The organism is Prauserella marina (assembly GCF_002240355.1).
Taxonomy (GTDB): Bacteria; Actinomycetota; Actinomycetes; order Mycobacteriales; family Pseudonocardiaceae; genus Prauserella_A; species Prauserella_A marina.
Genome location: NZ_CP016353.1, coordinates 4,293,262 through 4,312,655, shown reverse-complemented (window position 1 = coordinate 4,312,655; position 19,394 = coordinate 4,293,262). Strand labels below are relative to the sequence as shown.

Sequence of the window (19,394 nt, the reverse complement as noted above, 5' to 3'; positions counted from 1 at the left end):
CAGTGCGGTTCAGCCCCTCGGCTCCCGCTCGAAGCGCTCGATCTCCTCTTCGAGGATCGGCACCGCGGTGGTCGCGGCGTGGATACCGAGAACGCTCGCGATCTCCATGACCTCAAGGATTTCCCCCGGTGTCGCGCCGTGGCCGATCGCGTTCTCGATGTGGAGTTTGAGACCCGGTACGTAGAGATGCGTCGCCGCGGAGTCGAACGCGATGTAGACGAGCTCCTTGACCTTCGGTGAGAGTGTGCCGGTCTTCCACGGCACGCTTGAGAAATCGAGGTACGCCTCGAACATCTCGGGGTCGAGTTCGAGCATGTGGTCCCAGAACGGGTGCCAGTAGCCGCGATGCTCCACGAACGCGGCCTTGATGCGCTTCTGCTCGTCGTCGAGCGGTGCCGCCTCGGTCCGCAGCCCCTTTTCCTCCAGCACCTCGACGAGGATCGGCACGCCGATGTTCATCGCGTGGATGCCCAGTGTCGAGGTGAGTTCGATGACCTCCATGATCTGCGCGGGCGTGGCGCCAAGGCGCAACGCGGTCGCGATGTGCACGCGCGTGCCCGGTGAGTACATGTGCGTCGCCGCCGCGTCGACCGCGATGAAGACGAACTCCTTCGTGAGATCGTCGAGGTGGTTCTTGCGGAACGGCACGGCCGACAGATTCAGATAGGCACGCAGAAACTCCGCGTCCTGGCGCAGGATGCTCTCCCACGCCTCGCTCCAGGTTCCGCGCACGGCGATGAACTCGTCTTTGATCTCTTGCTGTCGCGGCGTCAGGCTCACGACGTCTCCTTCTGGTCGAGGTGAGGTGACGACAGGTCAGGGCGCCGCGTGACCAAGGCACGCGGCACCCTCAGGACCGAGTCAGTCGCCGTCGGGGAGGTTGCCGAGCGCGGTGTGCGCGGCCATCATGATGTGCTCGGCGCACAACCGCGAGGCGCGAGCGGCGTTGCGACGCTCGATGGCCTCGACGATCTCGCGCAGTTCCACGACGACGTCGCCGAGCCGGCCGGGCTGCGACAGCGACGTCACCCGAAGCATCTGCACGCGTGCCTGGATACCTTCGAGAATCTGTTGCAGCGGTGCGCTCGAAGCCCCCTCGACGAGCACCCGGTAGAACCCGGACTTCGCGGCGAGCGCGGCGTGCATGTCGCCACTGGCGTCGACGACGCGCTCGTATTCGTCGACCGCCGCGACGATCCGGGCGACCTGCTCGTCGGTCGCGCGTTCGACGAAGCGCCGCACGATGAGCGATTCGAGCGAGGCCCGCATCTCGTAGAGGTCGGCGGCCTCCTCGCGGGACGGGGCGCTCACTCGCGCGCCCTTCTGCGGGACGACCGTGACCAGCCCTTCGGACGCGAGTTCGCGGATGGCCTCGCGAATCGTCGTCCGCGAGACGCCGAGCCATTCGATGAGTTCCCGCTCCACCAGCCGCTGGCCCGGTTTGAGCCGGAACTCCATGATCGCCTGGCGCAGGGAATCGATCACCTGCTCACGCAGCGGTGCGCCCACCCGGACGACGGGCGCGAGCTGGCTCTGCCCGTCGTTCGTGGCCGTCGTCATGGCTGACACCTTAGGTCTCCCGCTCTCCATCTGTCAGCGAATCCCGCGCGAGGCGGGCACATCCGCCGTTTTCGGTTCCGTTGCCGAGGGTTCGCCCGCGTGGTCGGCGATCCAGCGCGCGATCTCCGTGTGGTCGGCGTCGGCGGCGAGTTCGTCGGCCGCGGCCGCCCACCGGCTGATCGCGTCGTCGCCGAGCACTGGTTCGACCCCGACGGCCCGCGAGAGGTCCGCGGCGATCCGCATGTCCTTGAGCATGAGCCGAAGGGCGAATCCGGAGTCGTAACCACCTGGCAGGACGAAGTTCGGCCACTTGTTCTCGGTCGAGCCGCTGCGCCCGCTGGAGCCGTTCACGATCGCGAGCATCACCTCGGGGTCGATTCCGAAGCCCTTTCCGGCGTGCATCGCCTCGCTGGTGATCCACAGGTGGGTCGCCGACATGAGGTTGTTGAGGGCTTTCACGGCGTGACCGGCTCCGGTCCCGCCCGCGCGCACCACGGTGCCGAGATTGCCGAGCACCGGCTCGGCGCGCGCGATCTCCTCGTCGGATCCGCCAACCATGATCGTCAGTGTGCCGCGTTCCGCTCCCCGCACTCCACCCGATACCGGTGCGTCCACAAGGCCGACGCCCTGCCGCCGAAGTTTTTCGGCCAGCGCGCGGGTGCGCAACGGTTCGGATGAGCTCATGTCGACCACCAGCGTTCCCTCGCCGAGGGCTGCCGCGACGTCGGCCTTGCCGAGAACGTGCTCGACCGCTCCGGAGTCGGGGAGCATGAGAACGACGATGTCGGCGGCCGCGGCGGCCGCCGCGTCATCGGCCGCGTGCCCGCCTTCGGCCGTGAGCCGGGAAAGCGCGTCCTCGGAGAGATCGAAGCCGAGGACGCGGTAACCGGCCGAGGTGAGCCTGCCCGCCATGGGCAGGCCCATCCGGCCGAGGCCGATGAAACCGATCGAAGTCATCGAAGTCTCAGTCATCTTGGGCATCCTGGCCGAGTTCGGTCAGCACGCGCTCCGCGATGCGGAACGATTCGAGCGCGGCCGGGACGCCGACGTAGATCGCGGTCTGCAAAAGGACCTCCTGGATCTCGGCGGCCGTGACGCCGTTGTGGACGGCGCCTCGGACATGCACCGCGAGTTCGTGCGGCCGGTTGAGGGCCGTCAGCATCGCGAGGTTGAGCATCGACCGCGTCCTCGGTTCGATCCCCGGTCGCGTCCACACCTCGCCCCAGCAGTATTCGGTCACGAGCTCTTGGATGGGCCTTGAGAACTCGCTGACGCTCGCGAGCGAGCGCTCGACGTGCTCGGCGCCGAGCACGCGTTTGCGCATGTCGATGCCTCGCTCGTAGCTCTCGTGGTGGCTGCCCTCTGTCGTCATCGCTCGTTCTCCTCGGCTTTGGCGCGGTACTCTTCCTCCGCCACGGGCGCGTCCCAGGTGGTCTCGCCGAGCGAGATCGCGGTGTGCACCATGAAGCTGTCCGGCGCGGCTCCGTGCCAGTGCCGTTCCCCTGGCGGGACCCAGACGGTGTCGCCGGCGCGCAGGATGACGACGGGGCCGCCTTCGCTCTGGACCAGGCCCCGGCCGGCGAGGACCTGCAGGATCTGCCCGTCTTCGTGGGAATGCCAGTGCGTGCGTGCTCCTGGCGTGAAATCGACCGTGTTGATGACGACTCCGTCGGTCGCCGCCATGGTCACGTAGGGAAAAGCCACGCCCGTGAACTGTGAGCCTGCCTTCCCCGCTGTTCCGGCCTGTTGCCGTGGCGGGATGTGGATCATGCGCGCTCCTCCGTGCTCGCGTCGTGCAGCCGAACGCCGCCCGAGACGTCGCCGATCGCGTCGACGACCCTGTTGCTGATCTGGTCCGCGTACCCGAGCGCCCTGGCGAGCCCGAAACTCGCGACGGGGCCGGGCGAATTGAGGCTCGTGACGCCGAGTTCGGCGACGAGGTCGAGGTAGAGCGTCACGTCCTTGAGCATCAAGGTGTTCGTCAGCCCTCCCTCCAGATAGTCGCCGTGGATGATGCGAGGGAACCGGTTGCGGCTGGCGAAGCTCTCGCCCGAACTCGCGTTGATGACGTCGAGGACGTTGTCGAGGTCGAGTCCCGCCTTCTTCGCGGCGACCATCACCTCCGAGGTCGCCGACAGCGTCACGGCGTTGAGGAAGTTGTTGAGCAGCTTGACCGTGTGCCCCGCGCCGATGTCGCCGCAGTGCACGATCTTGGTCGCGAGGTGGTCGAGCACCGGCCGCACCGTGTCCAGAGCCGCCGGATCGCCACCGACCATCAAGGTGAGGGCGCCGCGCTCGGCCGCGGCCGCTCCACCGGAGATGCCCGCGTCGATCCACGTCGCGCCACGTTCGGCGGCGTCGGCCGCGATCCGTCGCGTCGAGGCCGGAGCCGAGGTGCTCAGGTCGACGACCACCGTCCCGGGGCGCAGCGCCGCGAGCAGTTCACCTTCGCCGTACACGACGCTCTCGACGACCCGGCTGTCCGGCAAGGAAAGCAGGACGATGTCGCACTCCCGCGCCACGTCGGCCGCGCTCGGCGCGGCGCTCGCCCCGGCTGCGGCGATCACGTCGGCACGCGCGTCGAAGCCCATTACCTCGATGCCCGCGTCGACAAGGCATCGCGTCATGCGGCCGCCCATGTTCCCGAGGCCGACGAACCCGACTCGCCGCGTCATCGGACCCACCCCTCGTACAGGGCGGAGTCCACGACCTCGGTGTCCCAGGCTCCCGCGCCGCCAGATGGCCGCACGGTGTTCACGACCGACGCGCCGCCGTCGGCGGCGACGAGCTGTCCCGTCAGGTACGAGCTGTCGTCGGAAAGCAGGAACGAGACGACGCCCGCGATTTCCTCCGCTTTGCCCGCGCGGCGCAGTGGCGCGGTGGAAGCGCGGCGCGACATGTCGTTCTTTCCGCCCGTGGCCGAGGCCGCGTTCCGGAACAGTTCGGTCGGCACGATCCCCGGCGCGACGCCGTTGACCCGGATGCCGAGCGGGCCGCCGTAGACGGCCGCCGACCGGACGAGACCGGTGACCGCGTGCTTGGAAACCTGGTAGGGGACGAGGTCGGCGGCACCGGTGAGGCTCGCGATGGACGCGGTGAGCGCGATCGTGCCGCGCTCACCGCTCGTCCGCCAGTGCCGGAACGCCGCCCGCAAACCCAGCAACGGACCCCTGACGTTGACGGCCATCACGCGCTCGAAGTCGTCGACGTCGAGGTCGGGCAGGGTCGCGAAGCTCCCGAAGACACCCGCGTTGAGGTGATGCAGATCGACCTTCCCGAAAGCGTCGACGGCGGCGCGCATGTAGGTCTCGACGTCGGACTCACGGGACACGTCGCCGCCGACCGCGATCGAGCGGGTCGGCAACTCGGCCGCGACGGCCGTGACGGCGTCGGTGTCGATGTCGACCGCGACGACGTTCGCGCCTTCCCCCGCGAGCCGAACCGCGGAGGCTCGCCCCAGTCCCGAGGCCGCGCCGGTGACGACCGCGACCTTTCCCGCGAACCGTCCTGCCGTGCTCATCACTGCGCCTCCTCGGCGTTGGTGTCGATGGATCCGATCGTCGCCGCGATGCCGGCGAGCGGCCCTTCCTCGACCGGACGGAACCGGGCGAGTGTGGCCGGGTCGTGCCCCGAGACGAGATGCTTCGCGGTGCCGTCGGCGAGCATTGCCCTGATCCGGTCGAAACCGGAGTACATCGCGGGCAGCTCGGCCACGAACGCGAACGGCATGTCGCTTTCGTATTCCTCGTAGTAGTGCACCGCGTCAGAGCCGAGCAGCACCGGGCCCTCGTCGGTGGAGACGAGCACGATGCTCTGCCCAGGGGTGTGGCCGCCGACGCGCATGATCCGCACTCCGGCGTCGAGTTCGAGTTCGTCGTCGAACGTGCGCACCCGCCCCGCCTCGTTCGCGGCGGCGAGCTGGGCGATCTCGCCGGTCTCGACGGAGTGCGCGAACTGGGCCCGCCCGGCGAGCGGGCCCGTCCAGAACGCGAGTTCCGCTGCCGAGATGACGATCTCCGATCGCGGGAACAAGCCCAGATTGCCGATGTGGTCGTAGTGGGCGTGCGTGACAACGACCGTTGGCTCGTCGCCGGGATCGACGCCGAGCGCTGCGAAGATCCGTGCGGGCTCCGCGACGAACGTTCTGTTCCGCGCCGCGCCGCCCGATTCCGAGAAGCCGGTGTCGACGACGATCGTCCTTCCTGGACGTTGCAGGACCCAGACGAAGTAGTCCATGCCGATCGGATCGTCGGGCTGCCCGTAGATGTGGTGGTTGAGGTAGACGTCGGACTTCGTCGTCGACCGCGTGCCGTACTTCGCGATCGTCACCCGCCAGTTCGGCGGGTTCGGCGGGGGCGTCGTCATGCGCTGTTGATCTCCTTTGCGCGCGAGCTGGATGGGTGGTGTGCGACGGCGTCCGTGCTGTTGAGATCGCGGTTCTTCGTCTCGGGCAGCCAGCGGTAGAGGATCGGCAGCGCGAGCAGCGAGACGAGGACGAGGTATCCGGCTGGCGCGACGGCGCTGCCGGTCGAGGCGGCGAGCCACGCGGCGATGTAGGGACCCGGGCCGGAGAAGATGACGTTGGCGAAGTTGAACCCGAACGCGCTGCCGCTCGCCCGCGAGGTCGACGGGAACAGTTCGACCATGAGCACGACGGTCGAGACGCTCACCAGCGACTGGAACAGGCCGAGCACGATCAGGCCGAGCACGATGAGAACGCCCTCGCCGGTCGCCAGCAGAGCGAAGACCGGGAACAACGACAGGACGAAGCCGAGTGTGCCGACGAGGTTGACGCTACGGCGGCCGAACCGATCGATGGCGAATCCGGCCGCGACACAGAATCCGATGTAGATCGCCAGTGCGACGGCGATCAGCGCGAGCGCGTCGGCACGTTCGAGGCCGACCGAGACCGTCAGCAGGTTCACCGCGTAGGTGCCGAGGTAGTAGTAGCCGATGCCTTGCACGGCACCGATCGCGAGCGTCAGCAGAACCGGCCTGCGGTCTCGCGCGATCTTTCGCCACAGTGACGAATGGTCGATCTCCTGCTCCTGCTTGATGTGCTCGAACACGGGCGTGTCCTCAAGCTTGAGGCGGAGGTAGAGCCCGGCCAGCGCGAGCGGGGCGCAGAGGATGAAGGGCAGTCGCCAGCCCCACGAGTTCAGGTCGTCCTCGGAGAGGCTGGTGGTGAGCCACAGCGCGAGCAGGCTTGCCGAAAGCAGTGCGGCGGCCGAGGAAGCCGAGTTGATGCTGCCGTACCGGCCGCGCTGGTGTCCTGGCGCGCTCTCGACCATGAAGGCGTTGGCGCCGGTGGCCTCACCGCCCGTCGAAAAGCCCTGTATGCAGCGCATCAGCACGAGCAGGATGGGTGCCCAGATGCCGATCTCCGCGTACGTCGGCAGCAGGCCGATCATCGTCGTGCCGAATCCCATGAGGAGGACGGCGATGGACAGCGCGACGCGGCGGCCGTACTTGTCGCCGATGGGGCCGAGGACGAAGCCGCCGATCGGCCGGAAAACGAACCCGACGGCGAAGACGCCGAGAGCCGACAGCAGGCCGACGACGGGTGAGGAATCGGCGAAGAACTGGGCTCCGATGATGGTCGCGAAGAAGCCGTAGAGGCCCCAGTCGAACCATTCCATGAAGTTGCCGATCCCGACCGCGATGGCGACGCGGCGCATGTCTCGCCGAGGCTCCGCGGGGGAGGAGCCACTCGGCTCGATCGCATTCGACATGAGAATCCTCCTTGGTCCTCGTCGTCGATACCGGCGGATCGTATGACGATCTGAGAGGAGACGTCAATCCGAGGGCGGCGGCGAAAGTTTGCCAGATTCACCTGAAAATATGCGCTGAGCTGCTGATATGTATGCCGATCAGCGCTCTCGGTGTCCTGTTTTTCTCGGGCAGCCGGACCGGCCTGGTTGCGAAATGTCGGATCATATGACAATAATTCGGCCGACTCGATGGCGAGAAGGAGACGCGACGACGATGTCAGCACCCAAATACCGGCGCAGGGCCGCGCTGCGCCTCGGGGCAGGCGCCCTCGCCTCGGTGGTCCTCAGCGGCTGTCTTTCGGCAGGCGGCGGCGTCGTGTCCCAGGACGGCAAGGTCACCCTGCGCCTGGCGACGACACAGACCCGTGACGCGCCCGAGAACCTCGGGCTCTGGAAGATGATCGAGCGCCTTGAGAAGGACGCGCCCTGGATCACCATCGACTATGTCGGTGGCCCCGAGACGATCGCCCCCAACGACGCGGCCGAGAACGTGCAGAGCGGAGCGCTCGACCTGGCGAGCGTGTCGAGCGCGTACTACACGCAGATCCTGCCGGAGGCCGAGGTGTTCGACCTGACACCCAACGCCCCGGCGGTCGACCGGGAGTCAGGGGCACTCGACGTCATCAACAACTGGCACGAGGAGGTCGGCCTGCGCGTGCTGGGCGTGACGATCTCCGAAATGGCCTACATGCTGCATTTCGGCTCGCGCTGGACCGAGATCGACATCAGCCGTCCCGACCTGACGGGCTGGCTGATGCGAGGCGGTCCCACCCAGCAACCCATGCTTGAGGCGCTGGGCGCGGAGGTCGTGAACATGCCGGTCGGCGAGATTTACACGGCGATGGAGCGCGGCACGATCGACGGCTTCGCGGCGGGCAACAGCGGGATGTACGACCTCGGGATCGCCGAGCCCATCAAGGCGTCGTACATGGCGCCGTACCTGACGATCCGCTACCCGCTGCTGGTGAACCTCCAGACCTGGCACAGTCTCGACGACCGCACGCGTGAGGCGCTCGACAAGGCGATGACCGAACTGGAGGTCTCGCTGCCGGACATCTACCGGCCTGTCGTCGAGGACGAGTACCAGCGCTGGGCAGAAGACGGCAAGGAATTGCTCGAACCGACGGCAGCCGAAACCGAGCGGTTCCAGTCACGGGCAAGGGACATCGGGTGGGAGCTGCTGGAAGAGCGCGCGCCCCGCTCGACCGAAGTCCGCGATTTCTACGAGGCACGATGAAGTCCGCCAAGGCAGGGCCAGGCCAGGCCGACCGGGTGCTGCGAGCCGTGACCACGGCGAGTGCCGTGATCGCGGGCGCGGGTTTGGTCTACATGGCGCTCGCGACGATCGCGGGAGTCGTGCTGCGGTACGTGTTCAGGGCACCGAACAGGTTCCTGTTCGAGTCGACCGAGTTCGCGCTGCCGCTCACGGTCTTCTTCGCGCTCGGCATGGTCGCGCTGTACGACCGCAACGTGCGGGTCGATCTGATACCGAGCCGCTTCGTGCGCACCAACCACAAACTCGACGTCGCCTCGCGGTTCGTTACCGCGGCGATCGCGGGAACGTTCGGCTGGTTCGCCGTCCAGATATTCGTGCGTGACCTCGGCACCGGGATCCGGATGGGATCGACGTTCGGGCTTCCGAGATGGATTCTGACGCTCGGTCTCACGGTCGGCCTCGTTCTGTTCGCGGCCAACGAACTTCGTACCGCGCTCGAACGGCTGCACACCGGCGCCCCCGTCAGCGACGAGCGCGACGCCACCGAGAACGTGTCCGAAGAGGGGCAAGCATGATCGACCTCAGTCCAGCGACGTGGCTCGCGATCTTCGTGGTGGGCCTTGGAGTTCTGGTGCTCCTGCGCATCCCGGTGGCCGTCGCGTTGCTCGTGGTGTCGTCCGTCGGTGCGGTCCTGCTCTACGGGTTTTCGCCCGGCATCGAGATGACCGTCGTGTCGATGGTCTCGGGGCTGGCGACCTTCACCCTGACGGCCATACCGATGTTCATTCTCATGGGCGAGCTCCTGTTCCGCTCCGGCGTGGCCTTTTCCGCGATCGGGGCGGCCGAGCGCGGGCTCGCGCGTTTGCCCGGCAGGCTCGCGTTCCTTTCCGTCGGCATGGGTGCCGTGCTCGGGGTGCTGTCCGGCTCGGTGATGGCCTCGACCGCGATGCTCGCGGGCACGCTCGTACCCGAGATGGAGCGGCGGGGGTACTCGCGCCGCCTCGCGGTCGGCTCGGTGCTCGGCTCCGGCGGGCTCGCGATGGTGCTCCCGCCGAGCACGGTCGTCATCGTGTGGGGAGCCACGGCAGGTGTCCCGGTCGGACCGTTGCTGATCGCGGGCATCATCCCCGGCATTCTCATGGCGCTCGGTTACGCCGTCGTGGTGGGGGCGTGGTCGGCCTTCTTCGGCGGCGCGGAGCGGCCTGCCGTGCTCGGGAAGCGCTCGGCTCGCGCGAGCAAGGAGCGGAGGGAATCCGCCGATTCGGGAGCCCCTGCGGCGGTCGCCACGATGTCCGAGGCCCCCGCCACGATTCCGAAGGGGCCGGAAGGCGGCTCTGACGATCAGCGCGGCTCGTTGCTGAACCTGGTCGCGCTGGTCGGCATGATCGCGGGCGTGCTCGCGCTCATCCTGTTCGGGATCGCGACGCCGACCGAGGCCGCGGCGGTGGCGGTCGGCCTGACGGCCGTGATTCTCGTCGTTCAGCGCAGGCTGACCCGCGAGGTCGTCGTCGCGGCACTCAAGCACACCCTGCTCGCGACCGGGATGGTATTCCTCATCATCGCCGCGGCCACGATCTACGGCAGGGTGATGGCGGGAAGCGGCACCGTGACGGCGTTCGTGGACGGGGTCACGAGCATCACGGGCAATCCGACAGTGCTGCTGATCGTCATGCTCGGGATCGTGGTCCTCCTCGGGCTCTTCCTCGAATCGATCGCGATCGTGTTGCTGACGATCCCGTTGTTCATGCCGATCGTGCACATCGCCGGATTCGATCCGATCTGGTTCGGCATCCTGATGATCATCGCGATCCAGATCGGGACCGTGACTCCGCCGTTCGGGATGTCGCTGTTCGTCATGCGCCAGTACGCGCCGAAGTCGATGCCGATGTCGGAGATCTACAAGGCGGCGGTCCCGTTCGTCCTTTCCGACCTCGCCGTCGTCGCGTTGCTGGCATTCGCCCCCGCCATCGTGACCTCACTCCCGTCTCTCGTGTGAGCCACCGACCACGCACACCGCCCGAACTATCGCTGTGGAGAGCCGAAGTATGACCGTCCAAACAGGCAAGCTGGCCTACATGACCGAGCCGGGCAAGCTCGAACTGCGGGAGTTCCCCGTTCCCGAGCCGGGGCCGGGGGCATTGGTGATGCGCACGACGCGCGCGAATGTCTGTGGCTCCGAGCTGCACATCTGGAACGGCAAGCATCCCGTGAAGCGCTCCGGCGGGATCGGCCACGAGATGACCGGGGTGGTCGCGGCGCTCGGCGAAGGCACCGACCGCGACAACGCCGGTGCCCCGCTCGCGGTCGGCGACCGGATCGCCGTCGTCTACTTCCAGGCGTGCGAGCGCTGTTTTCACTGTGTGCGCGGCGAGTGGAACCTGTGCGACAACGCCTACGAGCACTACGCCAAGCAACCCACTGAATGGCCTCACTTCCACACCTCGTTCGCGACGCACTACTACGCGACGCCACGGCAGCACGTCTACCGCGTGCCCGACCGCGTGCCCGACTCCGTCGCGGCGGCGGCGAACTGTGCACTGAGCCAGGTGATGTACGGCATCGACCAGGCCGGTTTCGGCCCAGGCCAGACGATCCTCATCCAGGGGGCCGGCGGGCTCGGTCTCTACGCCACCGCGGTCGCGGCGACGCGCGGCATCCGGACCATCGTCGTCGACGGCGTGCCCGCACGCCTTGAGCAGGCCCGCCGGTTCGGGGCGGATCACACGCTCGACATCAGCGCGATGCCGGATGCCGACGAGCGGCGCTCCTGGGTCCACGACCTCACCGAACAGCACGGCCCTGACGGCATGATCGAGGTGACGGGCGTTCCGGCCGCGTTCGCCGAGGGACTGTCCCTGATCAGGCGGGGCGGCACGTATCTCGTCATGGGCAACCTCTCGCCAGGCTCCGTCGTCGACTACGACCCGGGGCTGGCCACCCGGCGCGCTCTGCGCGTCCTGCACGTCGACCGGTACGCGCCGTTCTACCTCAAGCAGGCGCTCGACTTCCTCGCCGAGGAGGGCGGCCGGTTCCCGTTCGAAGGGCTCGTCGACGCGGAGTTCCCGCTCGAACGCATCGTCGATGCCCTCGACGCGTCGGCGCGGCGCGAGGTCACGCGCGCCTCGATCGTCATGTCGTAACGGTCGTGTTCGTCATGTCGTAGCGCGAGGACACCCGGTCCCTGCCCGGTTCGGCGCTGGTGCCTCAGGCAGTGACGCTCGATTTCAGAACCGGCTACGCGGCGGGGTTCTTGCTCGCCGCCGCGAACCGGCGGCGACCGGCCAGAGGTCCGGGACCGGTGTGAAGCCCAGGGGACCGGTGCGAACGGACCGGTCGCGGCGCCTGGCGATGGCCTATCGGGTGATATCCGCCCGAATCCCGCGCGAACGGAGTCTTCACTCCGCTTCAGTCTTGCCATCCCGCTGACCAGCGGTGAAGCTGAAGCGCGTGTACTGGAACCTGATCATGTTCGCCGCGATCGGCGTGCTCGGCACCGTCGGCGGGGTCGTCGGCTGGAGCGCCGCGCTGCTGCTCCGCGGGGCAGCCCGCCCCGCGACCGTGTCCGCGCGGTGGTGCGCGCTCGGCGTCGCGGCATCGTGGTCAGGCGTGGCCTTGCGGTGGGCGGTGAGCGGCCTGCCCGGATGGTGGCTGCCCGTGCCACTTGCCGTCACCGCGCTGGCCGTCCCGCTGGCCTTGGCCGACCTCGGGCACCGCCGTCTTCCCGACGTACTGACGCTTCCCGCGTACCCGATTCTGGGTGCGGCGTTGTGCGTGGCCGCGGTGACCGGCCCCGAGGAAGGGCTCGCGGTCCGCGCGATGGTGGGCGGCGCGGTGTTCGCCACCGCCCATCTTCTGGTGCATGCCGTCGCGCCGAACGCACTCGGAGCGGGTGACGTGAAGTTGTCGGGCAGCCTCGGTGGTGTGCTCGGCGCGACGGGTTGGCCCGCACTTGTCGTCGCCGCATTCGCGGCCGCGGTGGTGACGCTCGTGCTGGCCGGTTCGGCGGTACTCCTTCGTGCCCGCCGGTGGCGGGAAGGAGTGCCGCACGGACCGGGAATGCTCGCCGCGACGTGTCTGATCGCGGTGTTCCCCGGATCGGGGTGGAGGTGAGTATGGGCAACTGACGGGCCGGACCGGCCTCGTGACAGGATTACCGGTGTGTTGCGCTGGATAACCGCTGGTGAATCGCATGGTCCTGCTTTGGCGGCCATACTCGAAGGCATGGTCGCGGGGGTCGAGATCACGACCGCCGACCTCGATGAGCAGCTCGCTCGCAGGCGGCTCGGTTTCGGCCGGAGCCCGCGGATGGGCTTCGAGAAAGACCGGATCGACATCATCGGTGGCGTGCGGCACGGGCTGACGCAGGGTGGTCCGGTCGCGGTGCAGATCGAGAACGCGGAATGGCCCAAGTGGGAAAGGGTCATGGCGGCGGACCCGGTGGAGCCCGCCGAACTTGCGGGGCTGGCACGTAACGAACCGCTCACGCGCCCGCGCCCCGGCCACGCCGACCTGCCGGGGATGCAGAAGTACGGCTTCGACGAGGCCCGGCCGGTGCTGGAGCGGGCGAGTGCCCGCGAGACCGCTTCCCGCACGGCGCTCGGCACGGTGGCTCGCCTGTTTCTGCGGCAGTTGCTCGGCGCGGAGGTCGTCAGCCACGTGGTGTCGATCGGCGGCGCCGAGGCGCCGGAGGGACCGTTGCCGGGCCCTGGGGATCTGGCTGCCATCGACGAGAGTCCGGTGCGTGCCTTCGGAACCGAGGCGACAGAGGCGATGGTCGCCGAGGTCGACGCGGTCCGGAAGGCAGGCGACACGGTCGGTGGTGTCATCGAGGTCATCGTCTATGGGCTGCCGCCCGGTCTCGGCTCGCATGTGAGCGGCGACCGGCGATTGGACGCGAGGCTCGCCGGTGCTCTCATGGGCGTGCAGGCAATGAAGGGCGTCGAGGTCGGAGACGGGTTCACGACCGCTCGGCGGTGGGGGAGCCAGGCGCACGACGAGATCGACAGGGGCAGCGGGCCCAAGGGCGTCACGCGGCGATCGAACAGGGCGGGTGGCCTTGAGGGTGGTATCACCAACGGTGAGCCGCTGCGAGTCAGGGTCGCGATGAAGCCGATCTCGACCGTCCCCCGTGCTCTGTCCACAGTGGATGTCGAAACGGGGGAACCCGCCGTGGCCATCCACCAGCGTTCGGACGTCTGCGCGGTGCCGAGGGCCGGTGTCGTCCTGGAATCGATGGTGGCTCTGGTGGTCGCCGATGCCGCGCTGGAGAAGTTCGGCGGTGACTCGCTGGCCGAGTCGAAGCGCAACGTCGACGGTTATCTCGCGGGTCTCGAAGCCTGGTGGGACAGGTAGCCCGCGGTTCGGCCCCGGTCGTCGCGGCGTCCTGGTGACCGCTGGTGGCTGATCGGGCGGCGAGGGTGAGGCGGACGATGGCGCTGTGCTGGCAAGGGCTACCGTGACCTGCATGGGTACTCGCGGTCTTGTCGTCATCGTCGGTCCTCCCGGCTCGGGGAAGAGCACGGTGGGATCGTTGTTGGCGCGGCAGCTCGGTGTCGCCTGCGTGGACGCGGACGACGAGATCGAGGCGGCGGCCGGGTGCACGATCGGCGACATCTTCACCACCCACGGTGAGGCGTACTTCCGTGAGCGGGAGGAAGAGGTCATCGCGGCCGGGCTGGCGAGGCACAGCGGTGTCTACGCACTCGGTGGTGGAGCGGTTCTTTCGGAGGCCACCCGCAAGCTGTTGAGCGAGCACACCGTGGTGTTCCTGCATGTCGGCATGGCGGAGGGGGTCCGGCGGACCGGTATGTCCACCGCGCGCCCGTTGCTGGCCGGCGTGAATCCAAGGGCCACCTACAAAGCGCTGCTGGAGGCGAGGCTGCCGATCTACCGGGAGGTCGCGACGATCGAGGTCGCCACCGACGACAAGACGGCGGGCGAGGTGGTCGCCGCGATCGTCGAACACCTTGCCGGGAACATGGAACAATCGTCGCCTGAACGGCCAGACGAGTCCTTTGTGGAGTGAAAATGCGTTCACGGGTCCGGTTTGCCGGGATGTTTGCCGTCGTCGTCGCGCTGGCGGCCGGATGTGGTTCCGGCCAGCCGCAGCCGACCACGGCAGCGGGGAGCCCTTCGGGAGACACCCGCTCGGCCACCGACGCGCCACCGGAGAGTGACGCCAAACAGGACGTTGAGGTCACCGGCTGCGAGCAGACCGTGTACACGCCGAGAGTGGCTCTCGCGGTGACCAACAGCACGAGCACCGAGTACCGGTACGCGGTGACCGTGACCATCTCGAACAACGCGGGTGACGCCACGGACGCCTACTTCGTCGAGGGGCGGCTGGGCCCTGGCCGGACCGTCACCGACACGGTTCCCGGTGCCAATCCCGTGGAAGGCGACCTGACATGCTCGGTGAGTGAAGCCACGCGGCTGCCACCACAGTGAGGATGTCGCGGGAGCCCCGCGCCGTCCAGGGCGCAGCGCGCGCGTGAGCGTGATGGCGTAGTGGTCAGGAGTAGTGAGGAGCAGGATGTCCGAGCCGGTTCGTATCGAGGTCAAGACCGCGCAGCCGTATGAGGTTGTGGTCGGCAGGGGCCTGCTCGGCGAACTGACCGAGATGGTCAGGGGCGCGTCGAAGGTGGCGTTGATCCACCCGCCCACCCTGACCACGACGGCCGAGGCCGTGAGAGCGGAACTGAACGAGGCGGGAGCCGACGCGCACCGTGTGGAGATCCCGGACGCCGAGGACGGCAAGGCGCTGCGCGTGGCGGACTTCTGCTGGGACGTACTCGGCCAGATGGGTCTGGATCGCAAGGGCGTGGTGGTCGCGCTCGGTGGTGGGGCGGTCACCGACCTCGCCGGGTTCGTCGCGGGCACCTGGATGCGCGGGGTGCGGCTCGTGAACGTGCCGACGACGCTGCTCGGCATGGTCGACGCGGCGGTGGGCGGCAAGACGGGAATCAACACCGACGCGGGCAAGAATCTCGTCGGCGTCTTCCATGAGCCGAGTGCCGTGCTGGTCGACCTCGCCACGCTGGAGACGTTGCCGCCCAACGAGCTCGTCGCGGGGATGGCCGAGATCGTCAAGGCGGGTTTCATCGCCGACCCCGCGATCCTCGACCTGATCGAGAACGACTCGGCGGCGGCCGTGGACACCCAGGACGACGTGCTCGGCGAACTGGTGCGGCGGTCGATCAAGGTGAAGGCCGATGTCGTGTCCGCCGACCTGAGGGAATCGGATCTTCGCGAGATCCTGAACTACGGCCACACGATGGGGCACGCCATCGAACGCCGCGAGCGGTACCGCTGGCGGCACGGGGCCGCCATCAGTGTCGGCCTCGTGTTCGCGGCCGAGCTCGGCCGTCTCGCCGGCAGGCTCGACGACGCGACCGCCGACCGGCACGCCTCGGTGCTGAAGTCGCTTGGTCTGCCGACGACCTACGACGCCGACGCGTTGCCACAGCTTCTCGACGGTATGCGGTCGGACAAGAAGAACCGTTCCGGCACCCTGCGGTTCGTGGTGCTGGACGGGCTGGCGAAACCGGGCAGGCTGGAAGGCCCCGACCCGGCGTTGCTGGCGGCGGCCTACTCGGTGATCGCGGGCGGTAGCGGACAGGGCGGGAGTGTGCTGCTGTGAGGATCCTGGTACTCAACGGTCCCAACCTCGGCAGGCTCGGTACGCGGGAACCCGCCGTCTACGGCGCGACCACCCACGCCGACCTCGTTTCGTTGTGCACCGGCACCGGTGAGGAACTGGGGGTCGACGTCGAGGTCAGGCAGACCGACCACGAGGGCGAACTCGTCGGCTGGCTGCACGAGGCCGCCGACGAGGGGTGTCCCGTCGTACTCAACGCGGGCGCCTGGACGCACTACTCGATCGCGGTGCGAGACGCCGCGGCGCAGCTCAGTGCCCCGCTCATCGAGCTGCACATCTCCAACGTGCACAAGCGGGAACAGTTCCGGCACCACAGCGTGCTCTCGGACGTCGCGACCGGGCTCATCGTGGGCCTCGGGGCCGAGGGGTACCCGCTCGCTCTGCGCTGGCTGGCTGACAAGGCCACCTGAGCGGGCGCCCGCTCTCGTCCGGCACGCGCGGTGGCCGGAGGCTGCCACCATGCTGCGGTTGTTCCGCGAGTCCGATGTGGCCGACCGGAAACCGTTGTGCGGCCGGGGTTTCCGGAATCGGATCCAGATCTCACCGGGTGCGGGGCGCGTACCGGTGAGAGAACACGGCGCGTGCGAACCCGGCCCTCGGCCGGTGAGCGCGCGGAACGGTTTCGCACTGATCGTCGCCACGAGTGCGGGCGGACGCGCTCGCCGAGGCGGTTTCCGTGGCTGGACGCGCGTACTCCACACGGTGCCGGAACGCCTGGCGGCAGGACGCCCATCCGGTACCGGGAGGCGCGCAGAGACGGGCGTCCGTCGTACTCGCCACCGGGTGCCGCGACCTCGCGATTGGCGGCATGGGCGCGATGTCGCGAGGTGTGCACCCGTTCGGGTGAGATGGTTTCGTAGACTGTTTTTGGTCTCGGCCGGGTTACCGTCTCCCGGTAGCGGGGGAGGGATGGAGGTTGGCCGCCAGCATGCGCACCCGGCAATATCGCGCGCGTATCGTCGCCGGCGCGCTCGCCATGGCGAGCGCTCTGGTCGCGGGAGCGTGCACGGCGGGCAGCGCGCAACCTCAGGCTCAAGGCGCCCAGCCCGACATCGGCGGCGGTGGTGAGCAGCAGGCCCCCTCGGAGCCGCCGCAGCCGTTGTCCACGGACAACCAGCGCGCCAGCGCCGGTGTCGTCGCGGAGGGCGGCGCCGACGCGGTCTACAACTACGGGCCGACGGTGATGATGGACGGCGGCCGGACCCGGATGTGGTGGTGCAGTCAGTACGGCAGTGCGCCGCCGCCGGGTGATGACATCCTGTACGCGGAGGCGGACACGCCGGATGGCCCGTTCGCGGGGCCGGGCGGTGGCATCCCGAAAGCCGTCTTCTCCGGCAATCCGGGGCGGTTCGACGCGGTGCACACCTGCGATCCGTCGGTGATCCGCGTCGACGGCACCTACTACATGTACTACACCGGGGCGGCGGGCGATCACGCTCTCGGCAACGCGATCGGCTTGGCCACCAGCACCGACGGCCAGAACTGGACGCGCCCTTCGGAGGAGCCGGTCATCAAGCCCGCCCACGACGAGCACAGGGACAACACCTACGGCGCGGGGCAGCCTGCCGCCGTCTATCTCGACGGCTGGTTCTACGTGATGTTCACGGACACGACCGGCCGCGCGGCAGGGTGGAACGGTGCGGGACAGTTCTTGTTGCGCGCGAAGGATCCCACCTTCTCCGCCGGTGTCGAATCGCTGAGCCCCACTGGGTTCTCCCGCGTGGGCGACACCGGGAACGTGCGCACCAACTCCCTTGTCGACGCGTTCAGCGCCGATCTGATGTGGGTCGATGCTCTTGCCGCTTTCGCCATCGCGCATCAGACCGAGCACGGCACGACGATCACGTTCTGGAACAGGGACTTCACCGCGACGCCTTACGAGCCGGTGCTCATCCCCGACGAGTGGCAGGAGGGGCCTGGCCTGGTCCGCCAGCCCGACGGGCACGCGCCCATCTCGGAAACGGAACCGTGTGCCAGGGTGCCGCTCGACGTCATCCACGCGACCGTGATCGGCAAGGCGAAGGCACCGACCGGGCTGCGGCATTTCGGGCTCGACGTGCACGGGGTCGACGCGTGCTCGAACCCGGAACAGGCGCTCGCCGTGCTGGACGGGTTCGCCATGCCCTCGCCGGTGCGGACGATGGACGTTGTCGCGGGGGGCAAGATCGTCAGGGTCGATCGCCGTTCGGTCGCGGAGGAACTTGCCGTTCACGTACTCGACGAGCGGCTGCCGGTGCTCGACGAACTGCCGGTGATGGCCCGGCTTGAGCCGGGGGCGCGGGCGGTGGGCGCCCCCGGGCTGGGGACGGCGTTCGTGCTGGACGACCGGTTGTGGCCGGTGACGTCCACCGAGGCGGCCGCCCGCAATGATTCCGAGGTGGAACCGGTCAGCCGCGCCGACTGGGAGGCGTATCCGGCTGGTCCGACGCTGGGCGTGCGGCCCTGAGCCGCTGAGCGGCGAGAACGTCAGTGGCGGTCGGGCTTACCTCGCCGGGCCGATCTTCGGGGTGCGGCGGCTCATCGTCCGCCCGAGCCGCTTTCCGGCCCGTGAGCCACCGGCACCGTCGGCGGCGTTGTCCCCACTGCCGTCACTGTCCCCGCTGCCACCGTTGTCATCGCCGGTGCCGCCGTCGTTGCCGGAACCGACGAGGACACCTTCGGTGTCTTCGTCCGCACGCGCGCCGACGGGCGCGAGGGGGCCGCTCCCGGAGTCCTCGGCGTCGTCGGAGTCCTCGAAGTCGTTCGCACGCGCGTTGAGCTTTCCGCCGACGAACATGCCGAGCCCTGCGGGGATCAGCACGAGCAGTGCGGTGAACGCGGCGCCGCCGGTGAGCGCGGAACCCAGTTCACTGGTCCCGGTCTGGTCGACGAACACGCCGCGTCCGATCACGCTGAGCACGGCCGAGACGGGCCCGGCGACGAGCGCCGCGATGAACCAGGTCCGGCCGGGTTCGCGGAGACCGAGCCAGGCGTCGAGTGCGCTCCACAGCGCGGCGGCGCCCACCAGCAGCGCGAGCACGACGGCGGTGACGAAAGTGACCTCGGTCGGCTGAAAGACGGCGATCTTCGCGAGCGCGACGGTCGCGGCGGCATGAAGTACGGCCATGCCGAATCCGCGTACTACCCAGTGCGGCATCGCCCTACTGTAGACCCGCGAGGCAGTTGTGGAAGCCCCTTGACCGAGGCTCGT

General features: G+C 68.6%; 21 protein-coding genes. 11 read left to right on the top strand and 10 right to left on the bottom strand.

Annotated elements, in window-relative coordinates; all coding sequences use genetic code 11:
• Nucleotides 1-9 precede the first annotated feature (9 nt).
• From BAY61_RS33625 to BAY61_RS20175, 9 genes are all read right to left on the bottom strand, one after another.
• The gene (locus tag BAY61_RS33625) at nucleotides 10-780 is read right to left on the bottom strand and encodes a carboxymuconolactone decarboxylase family protein (protein ID WP_091808044.1); all 771 of its coding nucleotides are present in this window, start codon (nucleotides 778-780) and stop codon (nucleotides 10-12) included.
• 81 nt (nucleotides 781-861) lie between these two features.
• Nucleotides 862-1,560 (bottom strand): GntR family transcriptional regulator, encoded by a 699-nt coding sequence (locus tag BAY61_RS20210; protein WP_091808046.1) that lies wholly within the window; start codon nucleotides 1,558-1,560, stop codon nucleotides 862-864.
• A gap of 33 nt (nucleotides 1,561-1,593) precedes the next feature.
• A complete protein-coding gene (locus BAY61_RS20205) occupies nucleotides 1,594-2,532 on the bottom strand; it encodes an NAD(P)-dependent oxidoreductase (protein ID WP_091808048.1) in 939 nt (312 codons plus the stop codon).
• Complete coding sequence (pcaC, locus tag BAY61_RS20200; protein ID WP_091808051.1) at nucleotides 2,525-2,932, bottom strand: 4-carboxymuconolactone decarboxylase; 408 nt, start codon at nucleotides 2,930-2,932, stop codon at nucleotides 2,525-2,527. The genes BAY61_RS20205 and pcaC overlap by 8 nt, the downstream gene beginning before the upstream one ends.
• Complete coding sequence (locus tag BAY61_RS20195; protein ID WP_091808053.1) at nucleotides 2,929-3,330, bottom strand: cupin domain-containing protein; 402 nt, start codon at nucleotides 3,328-3,330, stop codon at nucleotides 2,929-2,931. The genes pcaC and BAY61_RS20195 overlap by 4 nt, the downstream gene beginning before the upstream one ends.
• The gene (locus tag BAY61_RS20190; protein WP_091808470.1) at nucleotides 3,327-4,235 is read right to left on the bottom strand and encodes an NAD(P)-dependent oxidoreductase; all 909 of its coding nucleotides are present in this window, start codon (nucleotides 4,233-4,235) and stop codon (nucleotides 3,327-3,329) included. The genes BAY61_RS20195 and BAY61_RS20190 overlap by 4 nt, the downstream gene beginning before the upstream one ends.
• On the bottom strand, nucleotides 4,232-5,080 hold the full coding sequence (locus tag BAY61_RS20185) for an SDR family NAD(P)-dependent oxidoreductase (RefSeq protein WP_091808055.1): 849 nt from the start codon (nucleotides 5,078-5,080) through the stop codon (nucleotides 4,232-4,234). The genes BAY61_RS20190 and BAY61_RS20185 overlap by 4 nt, the downstream gene beginning before the upstream one ends.
• Entirely contained in the window at nucleotides 5,080-5,925 is an 846-nt protein-coding gene (locus tag BAY61_RS20180; protein ID WP_091808057.1) for an N-acyl homoserine lactonase family protein, read from the bottom strand. Before BAY61_RS20180 ends, BAY61_RS20185 begins: the two co-directional genes overlap by 1 nt.
• Nucleotides 5,922-7,292, bottom strand: coding sequence for an MFS transporter (locus BAY61_RS20175; RefSeq protein WP_091808059.1), 1,371 nt, complete (start codon nucleotides 7,290-7,292; stop codon nucleotides 5,922-5,924). The genes BAY61_RS20180 and BAY61_RS20175 overlap by 4 nt, the downstream gene beginning before the upstream one ends.
• A 253-nt stretch (nucleotides 7,293-7,545) precedes the next feature.
• On the opposite strand from BAY61_RS20175, the gene dctP reads away from it, so the two are divergent.
• The 11 genes from dctP (at nucleotide 7,546) to BAY61_RS20115 (ending at nucleotide 18,650) form a co-directional block, all read left to right on the top strand.
• Nucleotides 7,546-8,568, top strand: coding sequence for a TRAP transporter substrate-binding protein DctP (dctP, locus tag BAY61_RS20170; RefSeq protein ID WP_170140151.1), 1,023 nt, complete (start codon nucleotides 7,546-7,548; stop codon nucleotides 8,566-8,568).
• Entirely contained in the window at nucleotides 8,565-9,122 is a 558-nt protein-coding gene (locus BAY61_RS20165; RefSeq protein WP_091808062.1) for a TRAP transporter small permease, read from the top strand. The genes dctP and BAY61_RS20165 overlap by 4 nt, the downstream gene beginning before the upstream one ends.
• Nucleotides 9,119-10,543, top strand: coding sequence for a TRAP transporter large permease (locus tag BAY61_RS20160; RefSeq protein WP_170140152.1), 1,425 nt, complete (start codon nucleotides 9,119-9,121; stop codon nucleotides 10,541-10,543). The genes BAY61_RS20165 and BAY61_RS20160 overlap by 4 nt, the downstream gene beginning before the upstream one ends.
• A 49-nt stretch (nucleotides 10,544-10,592) precedes the next feature.
• Entirely contained in the window at nucleotides 10,593-11,687 is a 1,095-nt protein-coding gene (locus BAY61_RS20155) for a zinc-binding dehydrogenase (RefSeq protein ID WP_176879813.1), read from the top strand.
• A gap of 292 nt (nucleotides 11,688-11,979) precedes the next feature.
• Complete coding sequence (locus tag BAY61_RS20150) at nucleotides 11,980-12,657, top strand: prepilin peptidase (RefSeq protein ID WP_245865274.1); 678 nt, start codon at nucleotides 11,980-11,982, stop codon at nucleotides 12,655-12,657.
• A 48-nt stretch (nucleotides 12,658-12,705) separates the two neighbouring features.
• Nucleotides 12,706-13,899: a chorismate synthase gene (gene aroC / locus BAY61_RS20145; protein WP_091808066.1), complete on the top strand. Its 1,194-nt coding sequence runs from the start codon at nucleotides 12,706-12,708 to the stop codon at nucleotides 13,897-13,899.
• A gap of 112 nt (nucleotides 13,900-14,011) precedes the next feature.
• Nucleotides 14,012-14,572 carry a shikimate kinase gene (locus BAY61_RS20140; protein ID WP_091808068.1) on the top strand — a complete coding sequence of 187 codons (561 nt, stop codon included), beginning with the start codon at nucleotides 14,012-14,014 and terminating at the stop codon, nucleotides 14,570-14,572.
• A gap of 2 nt (nucleotides 14,573-14,574) precedes the next feature.
• Nucleotides 14,575-14,994: a hypothetical protein gene (locus BAY61_RS20135; protein WP_094168507.1), complete on the top strand. Its 420-nt coding sequence runs from the start codon at nucleotides 14,575-14,577 to the stop codon at nucleotides 14,992-14,994.
• Between the two features lie 85 nt (nucleotides 14,995-15,079).
• Nucleotides 15,080-16,186 carry a 3-dehydroquinate synthase gene (aroB, locus tag BAY61_RS20130; RefSeq protein WP_091808071.1) on the top strand — a complete coding sequence of 369 codons (1,107 nt, stop codon included), beginning with the start codon at nucleotides 15,080-15,082 and terminating at the stop codon, nucleotides 16,184-16,186.
• Entirely contained in the window at nucleotides 16,183-16,614 is a 432-nt protein-coding gene (gene aroQ, locus BAY61_RS20125; protein ID WP_091808073.1) for a type II 3-dehydroquinate dehydratase, read from the top strand. The genes aroB and aroQ overlap by 4 nt, the downstream gene beginning before the upstream one ends.
• A 518-nt stretch (nucleotides 16,615-17,132) precedes the next feature.
• A complete protein-coding gene (locus tag BAY61_RS20115; protein ID WP_091808076.1) occupies nucleotides 17,133-18,650 on the top strand; it encodes a glycoside hydrolase family protein in 1,518 nt (505 codons plus the stop codon).
• 36 nt (nucleotides 18,651-18,686) lie between these two features.
• Here BAY61_RS20115 and BAY61_RS33015 read toward each other — a convergent pair whose 3' ends face one another.
• Nucleotides 18,687-19,340 (bottom strand): B-4DMT family transporter, encoded by a 654-nt coding sequence (locus BAY61_RS33015; RefSeq protein ID WP_176879815.1) that lies wholly within the window; start codon nucleotides 19,338-19,340, stop codon nucleotides 18,687-18,689.
• Nucleotides 19,341-19,394: the final 54 nt, after the last annotated feature.